The organism is Arthrobacter sp. 05L421 (assembly GCF_056397785.1).
In genome coordinates, this window is sequence record NZ_JBFTOC010000020.1 from 1 (window position 1) to 13200 (window position 13200).

The following is a 13200-nucleotide window of genomic DNA, read 5'->3' on the forward strand; positions in this document are numbered from 1 at the left end:
ACCCTGATCAAGGAACAGCTGATCGACTACGTCCGGGCCGCCTCGACCCACTTCGGCGGGATCAGCCCGTTGAAGAAGGTGATGGACTTCGCCGCGCAGTACCAGGTCAAGTCCGGTTTCCACGGCCCCACCGACATCTCCCCGGTCGGGTTCGCCGCGCAGCTGCACGTGGGCCTGGCGATCCACAACTACGGGATCCAGGAATACATGCAGCACTCGGATAAGACCAACGAGGTCTTCGAGCAGTCCATGACGTTCGTGGACGGCTACCTGCACCCGGGCGACAAACCCGGCATCGGCGTCGAATTCAACGAAGAAGCCGCCGCCGCGTTCCCCTACCAGCAGGCCTACCTGCCCTACAACCGCCTCGTGGACGGCACCGTCCATGACTGGTGACCAGACCCTGACCGGTGACCAGACCCTGACCGGTGACTGTCCCTGAAACACCAAAAAGGTCCCGGGCGGCGAGTCGATGCTCTGCCGCCCGGGACCTGGCTTTGTTGAATCCGGCTCTCAGCGTCCGGTTTGCCGGTGGCTCAGCTCAGTGAACGAGTTCGCGGGTCATGCCGAAGGGGACCTGGTCGGAGAGGGCCGCGGTGTAGTGGCCCGGCTTGTGTCGCGTGAGCAGAATGCCGTGCGTCCCCGTGGTCATGGCGAGCTGCTGCAGCCCGCGGACGGCGTCGTTGAGTCGTTCGTCGAGGACGCGCCGGTTGTCGACTTGGATCTCAATGGACTGGGTAATGGTGGTCATCGCTCTATCTTTCTTGGAGTACTTCTAGTCGGCCCCAATGGATTCAGGAACAGTAACGTCATATTTATTGACGCGTCAAATCGTTCCAGGGGCACCTTTCGGTCCGGAAATACGGTTTCAGCGGCCCGGGCGACGTTGACCTGCGGTTCCTTTCGTTCCGGGACCTTTGGCCCTAGACATCTGCGGGGCAGGCCGAGAGATGCTCGTGGACGCAGACGATGCTGCCGTCCACGGCCCGGGAGAAGATGATGGTCTCGCGCTCATCGCTTGTCTCGCGGCCACCTTCCTGGTCAATCTGGACTGTCGTGGCCACGCGGTGCGAAAACACCGCGGTAGCCCCCAGAAGCTGGATGTCCTGCTCGCTGCTCCGGCAGTCCAGCACCCGCCAGCCGCTGGCGAGCCAGCTGTCCCAGAGGGTCCGGTAGGCGGACCGCGAACCAAGGCGATGGGCTTCCGGATGGAAAATGAATGTCGCCTGGGGGCTGAAGGCTGCAAAGTAGGCCTCGGTGTCCGTGGCCGCGAAAGCGGCGACCAGACGGTCCGCCGCCTCCTGCACCTCTTCCCGGCTGAGGGCGCCGGGCTCCGTCCGCGGCACTACCGGCGGCTGCAGCTCCGGAACGGGCAGCGGCCGGGCCACGGCCCGGAGCGGGGCGCCGTCGGCCCCGGGGATATTGAGCGGAAAGAGGAAGACCTCGACGTCGGTTCCTGCGTCCGTCGCCCTCTGGACCTGCTCCAGCCCTGTGAGGTTTTCCACGATGATGCAGCCGTTTCCGGCCAGGATGGCGTGGGCGGGGAAGCCGCTCGCCGCCGGGGTCCCGTCCGAGGCGCCGGCGAAGGTGGGATCCACGCTGAGGGCATCCAAGCCCACGGCGCGGTAGCCGCGGTCCAGGATCAGTTGCGCCGCGGCAGCATCGAGCCACGGGTGCTTGAGGTACTCGTCGGTTCCCCAAGCCGCGGCGCAGCCGGTGTGCAGCAGCAGGATTTTCGCCGGATTCCCTGGATCCCCGGGCGAGCCCGCCGGGGCGATCCCTGCCAACTGCGCGGCGGTGATGGCGCCTCCGCGGGCCACACCGCGGACGTCCACTATTTCGGCGATCCCCCCGAAGCGGGACAGCGGCAGTTCGTCCAGGGCCGCCCAGCCGTCGCCCACATGCAGGGGTGCGTCGGCGTGGGTGCCCGAATGGGAACCCAACGCGAGGGAGAGCACATTGGCGCCGTCGGCCTCCACTGTCAGCGCCGGTGCGATCCGGACCTCTGGGTCTCCGGGGTAGACAGGCATTCCGTTGCGGAGCGGAACGCTGAGATCGAACCACGTCACGGCTGGCCCACCAGCTCGGGATCCCGGTCGCCGGGCAAGCCCGGCGAAGCAGCCTCCTTTGTCAGGGCCGGCACGGTATTGCCAGCTGCATCCGTAACCGGCGGCACCGCGGTGTCCTTCGATGGGATCCAGCGCGGCCCGGCGGCGGGGAACACCCCGCGCGGTTCCGGGAAGATCCACAGCAGCCCAAGGTAGAGGACAGCCGCAAGCGCCAGCGATGCCGGCAGGCTGATGTCCACGCCGCCTGCCAGGTTGCCCAGCGGCCCCTGGAACTGGCCGGGCATATTCACCAAGCTCAGCCCGGCCGCGGCGCTGACCAGCCAGGCGGCCATGCCGCGCAGGTTCCAGCCGTGGTTGAACCAGTACCGTCCGCCACTCTGGCGCCGGTTGAACACCTGGAGGGCATCGGCGTCGTACCAGCCGCGGCGGGTGATGAAGCCGATGATCATGACCACCATCCACGGCGCGGTGCAGGTCACGATCAGGGTGGCGAACGTGGAAATGCTCTGAACGAGGTTGAAGGCGAAACGGCCGGCGAAGATGAACGCGATCGCCAGGACCCCGATGAAGAGGGTGGCCTGGACCCGGTTGAACCTCGGGAAGACGCTGCTGAAGTCAAGGCCGGTGCCGTACAGCGAGGACGCCCCGGTGGACATGCCGCCGATCAGGGCTATGGCGCAAAGCGGCACGAAATACCAGGCCGGGGAAACCGCAAGCAGCCCGCCGACGTAGTTCGGCGCCGCCGGGTCCATGAATTCCGGCGCCTTGGTGGCGATGATGGACGCCGTGGCCAGACCAAAGACGAACGGAATAAGAGTCGCCAGCTGGGCCAGCAGCGCCGCACCCATGACCCGGCGCTTCGGTGTAGCGGTGGGAATGTATCGAGCCCAGTCGCCCAGGAACGCGCCGAAGGAAATGGGGTTGGACATGACGATCAGGGCCGCGCCGATGAAGGCCGGAATGAATCCCGCCATGCCGACGCCGTCGAATCCGGTCCCGAAAGTGCCCTCGAAGTTCAGGTTGAAGTCGCCCGCGAAGGCGATGAAGCCGACAACGAACAGCAGGGTGGCCGCCGTGACGGCAATCTTGTTCACCAGCAGCATGAACTTGAACCCGTAGACACAGACAACCAGGACGAGTCCACCAAAGAGGCCGTAGGCGACGGCGAACGAGCCCATGTCCTGCGGCAGGCCCACCAGCCGGTTCAGGCCGCCCACCAGGGCATCGCCGGAACTCCAGACCGAGATGGAGAAAAACGCCAAGGCAGTCAGCAAGGACAGGAATGATCCGACCACCCGGCCATGCACACCGAGGTGGGCGGAGGAGGACACCGCGTTGTTGGTCCCGTTCGTGGGGCCGAACACGGCCATGGGTGCCAGCAGGAGGGCGCCGACAACCAAGCCCGTCACCGTCGCGGCGAGCCCCTGCCAGAATGAGAGGCCGAACAGGATCGGAAATGCGCCCAGGAAGGCCGTGGCAAAGGTGTTGGCCCCGCCGAACGAAACCCTGAACAGGTCAAAGGCGCTCGCGTTGCGGTCCTTCTCCGGTATCCGTTCAATGCCGTAGGTCTCCACATCGGTGACCTTTCCGCGGCTCCGCACCCCGCGGGCACCGGCAGGCTGTTCGTCGACCATTGTTGTTCTCCATCCAGCTCATCATTGATTTCCGAAAGAGTTGCTTACTAAGCATCACAAGTTGCCTTGAGGGCTACATTGTCTGTCTGGGAGATTACAGTGTGAAGCCGCTCACAGCAAGGTCCAGCCCCCGTTCGGGCGCAAAGGTTACGCAGGCCGGCAGCTCGCCACCCCCGGGCGCTGGCGGTCCCGGCTGGCGATTTGCCTCCCACTGCGCCCATAAGGGGGATAATCGTCAGCGGGGACTATCGACAACACGGCGCAAAGGCGGCAGGGAGACATGGCAGAGGCTCAAACAGGCAAACCGCAGGGCCGGTGGCGGACCTTCCACGACAAGTTCGTCGTGGAGGAGCGGTACATGAGCGCGACGGCGCGCCGGAATCTCTACCGCACTGCCGTGGTCCTGATGATCGCGGGCGCCGTGCTGTTCACGGTAATCCTCGCCGGAGTCCTCCAGCACGGTGGCCTGTCGGCGGCGGATGAGCCCACGCGGTCCTGGCTCCTGACCCTGCGCGGGGAGCCTGCCACCACCATCATGATCATCCTGGCGATCGTCTTCGGCCCCATCGGCCTGCCGATCATCGTCCTCGTCGTGACGGTGGCCTGGGGCTTGCTTGCCAAGCACGCCTGGCGGCCGATGCTGTTGGCCGGCGCCATGCTGACCGGGGTGATCCTTGCCCAGATCATTGGCCGCATCGTGGAACGCCAGCGTCCTCCCGTGGACTTGATGCTCTTCGGCGCCGACACCACATTCTCCTTTCCTTCCGGTCACGTCCTGGGCGCATGTGATTTCCTGCTGGTCACCACTTTCCTGGTCTTTTCGCGCCGGAAGAACCCCAAAGCCGCCGTCATCGCCTTCATCGTGGCGGGGATCGGCATGTTCTTCGCAGCCTTCAGCCGCCTCTATCTGGGCTACCACTGGCTGACCGATGCCCTGGGCGCCTTCTCCATCTCACTCGTCGTCCTGGGCGGAGTCATTGCGCTGGACACCTGGCGGACGGCCCGGATTCCGGGCGAACAAGTCACCGGAACGCTGTCCGCCGCCGACGCCAGCCAGGACTGAGCGCCGTCAGCGTTCAGTTGCTGGCGGCGGCGTAGGCGTTCAGGCTAAGTGAGAACACAATCCAGGAGACGTACGGCAGCATGAGCAGGCCCGCGGCCCGGCTGATGAGGCCGAACCGGACCACTGTGGCGCCGGCGGCCACGGTATGGGCGGCGATGACCAGGAGGGCCAGCCAGAGGGCGGCCGAGCCGACTACTGAGTACATGCCGAAGAACAGGGGCGCCCAGGCGAGGTTCAGGAGCAACAGGATGCCGTAGACGGTCATGGCGCCTCGGCTGCGTCCGGAGGAACGTCGTGTTCCCCGGCGCCAGACCAGCCACGCCGCCACCGCCATGGTCGAATAAAGGACCGTCCAGACCGCTCCGAAGGCCCAGCCGGGCGGAGTCCACGGAGCCTTGTCCGCCGCGGCGTACCAGCCGCCAGCGTTCTCGATGATGACCAGCGACGCCACGAAAGACACCCCGTGGGAGACCGCGAGGAAGCAGGCGAGAGCCGCTGCCTGCCGGCCGAGGCTGGGCGGCGCCGTCGAGGACGGCCGGCCGTTGACGGCTTGTTCAGTTTTCACGTGCACGGGTCAACACTGGCCAACGGAGCGGCGCCCGTCAAACCGTGCCCGGCACACTGCGCACGTCGTGGCGCCCGGCCCCGGTCGAAGCCTAAGATCAGTCAACCAACTCCCGAAACAACATAGAGGTCCCCGTCGATGAACGCTTCCGCCAAGGATCTGGCTTCCCTTCTTCCGCCCGGCTTCACCCTGGGCGTGGCTACGTCGGCCTTCCAGATCGAGGGTGCGCTCGATGAGGACGGCCGCGGCCCGTCCGGTTGGGACCTCTTCGCCGCGAAACCGGGGTCGATCGTGGAGGACCACAGCCCTGCCGTCTCCTGCGACCACTACCACCGGATGCCGGAGGACGTGGCACTGATGAAGGCCCTGGGGATCGACTCGTACCGATTTTCGTTGTCCTGGTCCAGGATCCAGCCCGGCGGCAGCGGACCCGTGAACCCCGCCGGACTGGACTTCTATGACCGGCTGATCGACCTTTTGCTTGCCAACGGCATTTCCCCCATGGCCACGCTCTACCACTGGGACACCCCGTTGCCCCTGGATGAGGCCGGCGGCTGGATGAACCGGGATACGGCCCACCGGCTGGGGGACTTCGCCGCGATCGCCGCGGCCGCCTTCGGGGATCGCGTTTCCCGCTGGGTTACGGTCAACGAGCCCGCCACAGTCACCACCAACGGCTATGTCCTGGGAATGCACGCGCCCGGCGAGGCGCTCATGCTCAAGGCGCTCCCCAGTGTGCATCACCAGTTGCTGGGCCACGGACTGGCGCTCCAGGCGCTGCGTGCCGCCAAGGTGCAGGGCGACATCGGCATCACCAACGTGTACTCGCCAATGGTCCCGGCCACCGCCAACCCGCTGGACGCGGTCAGCGCCGGACTCATGGATCTGGCGCAGAACCGGCTCTACGCCGACCCCGTGCTGCTCGGCAAGTACCCGGACATCATTCGGGCCGCCACATTCTTTTCATCGTCGTTCAACCCCTCCAGTGAAGACATGGAACTGATCTCCCAGCCCCTGGATTTCTATGGCCTGAACTACTACATGCCCACCCGCGTCGGGGCGGGTCCGGGTGAGGGTGCCGTGCCGGCCGGAATGGCCGAGGCCATGGGGGATGACCTCAGCGGGACGCCCGGTGCGCCCTTCCACATCGCGCCGTTCCCGGACACCGAGACCACCGCCTACGGCTGGCCGGTCAAGCCCGAATACATGTCGGTTGCCTTGGCTGAGGTGGCTGACCGCTACCCGGATCTCCCCCCGGTCTACATCACCGAGGGAGGGGCCAGTTTCGAGGACGTGGTGGTCCAGTGTGTCGGGTCGGACCGACGGATGGTTCCGGATGAACGGCGCCTGCGTTACCTCGCGGACCACATCGGCGCCGCCCTGGAAGCGACCCGTCCCGGCGGTGCGGCCGAGGCCATCGACCTTCGCGGCTACTATGTGTGGTCCTTCATGGATAACTTCGAATGGTCCGCCGGCTACAAGCAGCCGTTCGGTTTGGTGCACGTCGATTTCGACACCCAGGTCCGCACACCGAAGGCCTCCTACTACTGGCTCCAAGAGGTCCTTGCGGCCCGGAACGCTGTGCCCGCCGCGCAAACGGCAGGCAGACAGCAGGATGAAGCGGCCGACGTCGGACAGAAGGGCCCCGCCGGACAGCAGGACGGGGCGGCCGACGTCGGAGAGCCCAGCCCGGCGGGCTGACGCCCTAAAAAGCGGGTTCAACCTAAAGCAGGTTCAACCCAAATCAGCTTCAACCTAAAGCAGGTTCAACTCAGAGCAGATCCAGGTCCTGCAGGCCCTTGGCGAGTCCGGCGCCGTCGGGCGAATAGAGCCACGGGACGGATGATTCCGAGTGGTCTCCGGTGTCGGAGTGGCCGCCGGCGAAGACGGCCTCGCTGGCCGAGAGCTGCCGGATGCCGATCGCGGCGACCTGGTCCGGGTGCTCCTGCGCGAAGCCGGAGTAAATCTCTTCATCGTGCTGCCCGTTGTCGCCGAACAGCACCCAGCGCATGTTCGGGAACTCCTGGGCCAGCAGCTCAAGGTTCCGCCGTTTGTGTTCCTGGCCGCTGCGGAACCAGCGGTCGTGGGTCAGCCCCCAGTCCGTAAGCAGCAGGGCGCCCGAGGGGTAGAGGTTCCGGGCGATGAAGCGGGCCAAGGTGGGCGCGGCGTTCCACGGCCCGGTGGACAGGTAGATCACCGGCGCCTCCGGGTGCTCCACCTTGAGTCGATCCATCAGGACGGCCATGCCCGGCGTCGCCATCCGGGCGCGTTCGTTCAGGACGAAGGTGTTCCACAGCGCCAGGAAAGGCCGGGGGAGGGCTGTGACCATGATGGTGTCGTCAATGTCCGAGACAATGCCCAGCGTGGTATCAGAGGAGATCACGAAAATCCTGGCCTCGACCGGTTCCGTTCCCTCGGCCCGCAGCACGGCCGTATGCCAGCCCGGGGTCAGCTTCACGTGCACCAGGGTGTCCACCAGGCCGCCGCGGTCCGTATGCACGTGCGTGGTGACGCCGCCGATCTGGATCTCCACCTCGGTGAACTGGACTGGGACGCTCGTGAAGGCGCGCCAGCCGCGGACGTTCTGGTTGCCGTTCAGGGCCACCCGCTCCGCTTTGCTGCCGGGCACGGGCTTGCTGGTGAGGACCACGCGGCCCAGTAGCCTGACCCACTCTGTCGAGCCGTAGCCCTGATAGGCGACGGTCTGCGGGACGAACTTCCAGCTCCGGGCCGTCTTCAGGCGAACCTCATTCACGGCGTCTGACACCCAGTGGGCGAGCCGGAAGGCCCTGTTGCCGGATACGGGCAGCTGTTGCGCTGGTTGCGACGCCAATTCCATGCCTCCACTCTCCCACAGTGCCGGGCGCCGGCGGTGCCTGCGGGGCGCGGTGAGGTCGCCCCCCGTGACGCCCGGTTACCAGGGTGCCTGCTCACCCAGCAGCCCGCGCAGAGTGGCGGCGTTGCGCACGGCGTTGCCGCCGCCGTCGTTGTTGAAATAGGCGTAGACGTCTTTCCCGCTGGCCTGCCACTCGCGGATCCGGTCAGCCCACCAGCGTAGGTCGTCATCGGAATAGGATCCGCCGTACAGGAAGTCGTGGTCGGGGCCGTGCAGCCGGATGTAAACGAACGGCGCGGTGGCGCGCAGGACGCACGGGAGTCCGGCGCCGCTCATGATGCAGTAGGCAGCCCCGTGACGTTCCAGCAGGGCATACACGGCGTCGTCGTCCCAGCTGGGGTGGCGGAACTCCACGCAGACGCGGATCCACGCGGGGAGCGCCGCCAGGAAGTAGTCCAGCCGGGCGTCATCCCGCGCCAAGCCCGGGGGCAGCTGGACGAGCAGCACGGCCCGTTTGTCGCCGAGTTCGTGCCAGCACCGGGTGATCCGGCCCGCCCAGACCTCCGGGGCGTAGAGCTTTTTGGCGTGCGTCAGGCCACGGGGCGCCTTGACGGACAGGGCGAAACCGTCGGGCAGGCGGCGGCGCCAGCTGGCGAACGTTGCCTCCTTCGGCCAGCGGTAGAAGCTGGCATTCAATTCCACGGTGTCGAAGCGGGCCGCGTAGTGGGCCAGCCGGTCCCGGGCCGGCAGGCCCGGCGGGTAGAGGACCCCGTCCCAGTGGTCATAGCTCCAGCCGGACGTGCCGATCCGCACAGCTCTTCCGTGTTCTGCCATGCCCGTCCTCCTCCCGAACTGCCGCTCCAGTGCGCAGCCTCCCGGGCGCCGACCCAGTGCGCCGTCTCCCGGGTGCCGTCACAGTGCCGGGTGCGACGGCGGTGTGGCACTGTAAGTGTCATGGTACGCATCGAGGATTACGCAATGGTCGGGGATCTGCATACCGCGGCCCTGATCAGCACTGAAGGTTCCATCGACTGGCTGTGCCTGCCACGCTTCGACTCACCAGCCTGTTTCAGCGCGCTCCTCGATACCCCCGCGGCCGGCCGGTGGCTGCTGGCGCCGGCAGCCGGCGGCGAATGCACGCGGCGCCGCTACCGCACGGGCACGCTGATCCTGGAAACCGAGTGGGACCTGCCCGAGGGCAAGGTCCGGATCATTGACTTCATGCCGCCCCGCGACGAAGTGGCGGACATCGTGCGGATCGTGGTCGGTGTCAGCGGCACGGTGCGGATGCGCGGCGAACTGGCCCTCCGGTTCGACTACGGCCATATTGTGCCGTGGGTCCGCCACGACGAGCGCGGAATCCACGCCGTCGCCGGGCCCGACGCCGCCTACCTGGTGACCGAGGCGCCCCTGCGCGGTGAGCGGATGCACACCCTCAGCGACTTCACGGTCACGGCCGGGGAGCGCGTGCCCTTCGTGCTGACCTGGAGCCCCAGCCACCTCCGCCGGCCGCGCTCCGTGAACCCGGAGGCGGTCCTGGCCTCCACCGAGGAGTTCTGGCTCGACTGGTCGGCGAAGTGCAAGATCACCGGGCCGCACCGCGACGCGGTCCAGCGCTCGCTGATCACGCTCAAAGCCTTGACCTTCGCCCCCACCGGCGGCATCGTTGCAGCCGTCACGACGTCCCTGCCGGAGGAGATCGGCGGCACCCGGAACTGGGACTACCGCTTCTGCTGGCTGCGCGACGCCACCCTCACCTTGCAGGCTTTGCTGGCCGCCGGCTACACGGAGGAGGCCGGCGCGTGGCGTGACTGGCTGCTCCGCGCCGTCGCCGGGGACCCCGCGGATCTGCAGATCATGTACGGGCTCCACGGTGAACGCCGGCTGCCGGAGCTCGAACTGCCGTGGCTGAAGGGCTATGAAAACTCGGCGCCGGTGCGTACCGGCAACGGCGCGGCCGGCCAGCTGCAGCTAGACGTCTGGGGCGAGGTGCTAGATTGCCTGTCCCTGACCCGGAACTCGCTCCTCAAGCACACCGACGACGCCTGGGACGTCCAGGTGGCCCTCATGGAACATCTCGAGACAGCCTGGAGCCAGCCGGATAACGGGCTGTGGGAAATGCGGGGCCCGCGACGCCATTTCACGCACTCCAAGGTGATGGCATGGGTGGCGGCGGACCGCATGGTCAAGGGGGTAAGGGACTTCGGCCTGATTGGCCCGGCGGACCGCTGGGAGGAGCTGCGTGACACCATCCACGCCGAGGTCATGGCCAACGGGTTCGACGCCGAACGCAACACGTTTGTGCAGTCCTACGGGCGGCCCGAGCTGGACGCGAGCCTCCTGCTGCTGCCCCGGGTGGGGTTCCTGGCGCCGGATGATCCGCGCATCATCGGAACCATCGACGCCGTCCAGCGGGAGTTGACGCATGACGGCTTCCTGCGCCGCTACCTGCCGGCGCAGAGCGATGACGGGCTTCCCGGTGAGGAAGGGGTGTTCCTGGCGTGCTCCTTCTGGCTGGTGGAGGCCCTGATCGGGGCGGGCCGGCGCCACGAGGCCGGGGAACTGTTTGAGCGCCTGCTGGCGTTGCGCAACGACGTCGGGCTCCTCAGCGAGGAGTGGGGCGTCGACGCCGGCCGGCAACTGGGCAACACACCGCAGGCCTTCAGCCACTTCGCCTTGGTGATGAGCGCGCTGGAACTGCACGAAGATGGCATCCGCCGCAGCGATACGCCGCCGCACACCGCGGTCGGGGTGCCTCCCCGGCCCGTCCGACCGCCCCGCCCGCGCCCCGCGCCGCGCCGGTAGTCCGCGCCCCGGCAGGGGCCGCCCGTGAGGGCCGTTCTGGCCGCCGACGGCCGCCCGTGGGCGGTGGGCGGGACCTTCAGCATTTTCCCTCCACCGTTAAGTAAGTACACTTACTAACATCCCGGCGGGGGATATGAGGGAACGAGGAGTGTGCAATGGCGGGGTATTTTGAGCTCGTGGACGCGCCCGACGGCGGCTACCGCATTCGGATGATGGACGGGGCAGGGCAACTGATGGCAGTTTCGGTGACGTTTCCCACCAAGAAAGCGGCGGTGGCCGGGGTGGCCCAGGCGAGGGAGATCGCCGGGACCGGCCTGATCAGGGACCGCAGCGCCGACGGCCGGGCCCCCATGCCCGGCTCGTCCGCCCGGGTGATCAGGGGGCGGCTCGGCGGTGCCGGACGCCCAACGTCCGCAACGGGGGGCTCACTGGCAGCGGGAAAGAGGGCACGGGCCCGCCACTGACTCTCCGCGCGGCCGTTGCCCCAGCCGAGAATCCCGCACAGAGCGGTACAGTATGGCCATGGATCCGCGGGGGAATCGAGGTTCCGGCAGTGGCCGGAAGAGTGTGCTCGGCCGCGTGGCAGTGCCGCTTGTTGCCGCGGCCATGCTGCTCGCGGGTCTGGTTTTTCTCGCCCAGCCGGTGGCGCAGGAGGACTTTGGCTGGATCGGGTATCCGCCGCTGGCCACGGGGCCCGTCCTGCCGCAGGGGCTCATGTTCATGGGCGCCAGCGCCTGGACCGGGTCCGCGCTGATCGGCGTCGGGCTGCTGGTGCTGGCGTTCTGGTCCGGCTACCGCACGGGCCGGCAGGTCCGGGACCGCAGCGGCGACTCCCGCTAGGGCGGCACGCCCCCAAAATGTCCGCCCCGCCCCCTCCCGAGAAGACAGTTCGCGGCGGTCCGGGCGAGTAACACTGCCGTGATGTGCCGTCTCGGCGGTACGCTGGCCGGGCAGCCGCGTAATGGTCGAGGAGGACCCTATGAGCCAGCACCACACCCCCGGAAGGGTCGCCGTCGTCACCGGAGCCGGTTCCGGCATCGGCCGTGCGGTGGCCCGACTCATGCTGTCGGAGGGCTACCGGGTGGTCCTGGCGGGGCGGCGGGAAGAGCCGCTCCGCGAGACGGCGGCCGGCCACCGCCAGGGACTCGCGGTCCCGTGCGATGTCACCGTCCCCGACGACGTCGAGCGGCTCTTCGCCGCGGCGCTGGGCCAGTGGGAACGCGTTGACGTGCTCTTCAACAACGCCGGCGTGTTCGGCCCCGCCGCCTCGGTGGACGAGATCACCAGGGAGGACTGGGACGCGACCGTAGCCGTGAACCTCACAGGGTCCCTCCTTTGCGCCGCGGCCGCCGTCCGGGCCATGAAGGCCCAGTCACCCCAGGGCGGAAGAATCATCAACAACGGCTCGATCGCGGCGCATTCGCCCCGGCCGCGGACAGTGGCCTACACGGTGACCAAGCACGCGATCACGGGGCTGACCAAAAGCATTGACCTGGACGGGCGCGGGTTCGGCATCACCTGCGGACAAATCGACATCGGCAATGCCGCCACGGATCTCATGGAGGAAATCGGCGTCGGCTCGGGGGCAGCCCAGGCGGACGGCAGCGTGCGGGCCGAGCCGACATTTGCGGTGCAGGACGCCGCCCGGGCCGTGCTGCTGATGGCCGGGATGCCGGCGTCGGCCAACGTGGGCTCCCTCGTGGTCACGGCCGCGGGCATGCCCTACATCGGACGCGGCTGAGGGCCCGGACAGGCTAGAGGGCCCGGACCGGCTGTTGGGCCCGGCCCGCGCGGCCCGGTTAGGGGTTAGAGGGGCAGGAGGGCGGACAGGTCCGCGCGCAGTCCCGAGGCCGCAACCTGGCCGGCCGCGACGGCGTCTGCCCAGCTCAAACGCCCGCTGACCATCGCCAGCCAGGTGGCGGCGTCGCACTCGATGACATTCGGCGGAGTGCCGCGCGTGTGCCGCGGGCCCTCCACGCACTGCGTGACGCCGAACGGCGGGACGCGCACTTCCACGGAGTTGCCGGGCGCCCGCGCGCTGACTTCCTCCAGCGAGTAGCGCACCGCCGTCGCGATGGTGGCGCGCGGGACGGGGCTGGAACCGCCGGTACTGGTTCCTTCCGCGCCGGGTACTTTGATTCCCGGCGCGACCGGGGTGGCGGCCTGCCAGGCGGCGAGCGCCGCGCGGCCCTCGTCCACGGCGATTCGACGGCGCGGTACAGCCACTT

14 protein-coding genes are annotated in these 13200 nt (G+C 67.8%); 7 read left to right on the forward strand and 7 right to left on the reverse strand.

Annotation, left to right across the window (positions count from 1 at the left end; all coding sequences use genetic code 11):
* A partial coding sequence (locus tag AC1DKQ_RS18385) for an enolase C-terminal domain-like protein (protein ID WP_476919768.1) occupies nt 1-396 on the forward strand: 396 nt, incomplete at its 5' end.
* A 145-nt stretch (nt 397-541) separates the two neighbouring features.
* Here the strand turns inward: AC1DKQ_RS18385 and AC1DKQ_RS18390 are convergent.
* The 3 genes from AC1DKQ_RS18390 to AC1DKQ_RS18400 form a co-directional block, all read right to left on the reverse strand.
* Nucleotides 542-751 carry a hypothetical protein gene (locus AC1DKQ_RS18390; protein WP_476884420.1) on the reverse strand — a complete coding sequence of 70 codons (210 nt, stop codon included), beginning with the start codon at nt 749-751 and terminating at the stop codon, nt 542-544.
* Nucleotides 752-923: 172 nt separating this feature from the next.
* Nucleotides 924-2069 carry a cyclase family protein gene (locus AC1DKQ_RS18395; protein ID WP_476919769.1) on the reverse strand — a complete coding sequence of 382 codons (1146 nt, stop codon included), beginning with the start codon at nt 2067-2069 and terminating at the stop codon, nt 924-926.
* Complete coding sequence (locus tag AC1DKQ_RS18400; RefSeq protein WP_476884422.1) at nt 2066-3703, reverse strand: purine-cytosine permease family protein; 1638 nt, start codon at nt 3701-3703, stop codon at nt 2066-2068. Before AC1DKQ_RS18400 ends, AC1DKQ_RS18395 begins: the two co-directional genes overlap by 4 nt.
* A gap of 280 nt (nt 3704-3983) precedes the next feature.
* Between AC1DKQ_RS18400 and AC1DKQ_RS18405 the strand changes: the two genes are divergently transcribed.
* On the forward strand, nt 3984-4766 hold the full coding sequence (locus AC1DKQ_RS18405) for a phosphatase PAP2 family protein (protein WP_476884423.1): 783 nt from the start codon (nt 3984-3986) through the stop codon (nt 4764-4766).
* 13 nt (nt 4767-4779) lie between these two features.
* On the opposite strand, the gene AC1DKQ_RS18410 is transcribed toward AC1DKQ_RS18405, so the two are convergent.
* Nucleotides 4780-5337, reverse strand: a complete 558-nt coding sequence (locus AC1DKQ_RS18410; protein ID WP_476884424.1) for a TspO/MBR family protein — start codon at nt 5335-5337, stop codon at nt 4780-4782.
* Between the two features lie 132 nt (nt 5338-5469).
* On the opposite strand from AC1DKQ_RS18410, the gene AC1DKQ_RS18415 reads away from it, so the two are divergent.
* Nucleotides 5470-7032: a GH1 family beta-glucosidase gene (locus tag AC1DKQ_RS18415; protein WP_476884425.1), complete on the forward strand. Its 1563-nt coding sequence runs from the start codon at nt 5470-5472 to the stop codon at nt 7030-7032.
* Nucleotides 7033-7102: 70 nt separating this feature from the next.
* Here the strand turns inward: AC1DKQ_RS18415 and AC1DKQ_RS18420 are convergent, their stop codons facing one another.
* Together AC1DKQ_RS18420 and AC1DKQ_RS18425 are read right to left on the reverse strand one after the other, a co-directional pair.
* Complete coding sequence (locus AC1DKQ_RS18420) at nt 7103-8170, reverse strand: App1 family protein (protein ID WP_476884426.1); 1068 nt, start codon at nt 8168-8170, stop codon at nt 7103-7105.
* A gap of 75 nt (nt 8171-8245) precedes the next feature.
* On the reverse strand, nt 8246-9001 hold the full coding sequence (locus AC1DKQ_RS18425) for a DUF72 domain-containing protein (protein ID WP_476884427.1): 756 nt from the start codon (nt 8999-9001) through the stop codon (nt 8246-8248).
* Nucleotides 9002-9121: 120 nt separating this feature from the next.
* Here AC1DKQ_RS18425 and AC1DKQ_RS18430 point away from each other — a divergent pair, with 120 nt between their 5' ends.
* The 4 genes from AC1DKQ_RS18430 to AC1DKQ_RS18445 all read left to right on the forward strand — a co-directional run bounded on the left by AC1DKQ_RS18430 (nt 9122) and on the right by AC1DKQ_RS18445 (nt 12713).
* Nucleotides 9122-10972, forward strand: coding sequence for a glycoside hydrolase family 15 protein (locus AC1DKQ_RS18430; protein ID WP_476919770.1), 1851 nt, complete (start codon nt 9122-9124; stop codon nt 10970-10972).
* Between the two features lie 155 nt (nt 10973-11127).
* A complete protein-coding gene (locus AC1DKQ_RS18435) occupies nt 11128-11436 on the forward strand; it encodes a DUF1508 domain-containing protein (protein ID WP_476884429.1) in 309 nt (102 codons plus the stop codon).
* Between the two features lie 58 nt (nt 11437-11494).
* Nucleotides 11495-11812 carry a hypothetical protein gene (locus tag AC1DKQ_RS18440; RefSeq protein WP_476884430.1) on the forward strand — a complete coding sequence of 106 codons (318 nt, stop codon included), beginning with the start codon at nt 11495-11497 and terminating at the stop codon, nt 11810-11812.
* Between the two features lie 139 nt (nt 11813-11951).
* Nucleotides 11952-12713: an SDR family oxidoreductase gene (locus AC1DKQ_RS18445; protein ID WP_476884431.1), complete on the forward strand. Its 762-nt coding sequence runs from the start codon at nt 11952-11954 to the stop codon at nt 12711-12713.
* A 65-nt stretch (nt 12714-12778) separates the two neighbouring features.
* On the opposite strand, the gene AC1DKQ_RS18450 is transcribed toward AC1DKQ_RS18445, so the two are convergent.
* Nucleotides 12779-13198, reverse strand: coding sequence for a sterol carrier family protein (locus AC1DKQ_RS18450; protein WP_476884432.1), 420 nt, complete (start codon nt 13196-13198; stop codon nt 12779-12781).
* Between the last annotated feature and the right edge of the window lie 2 nt (nt 13199-13200).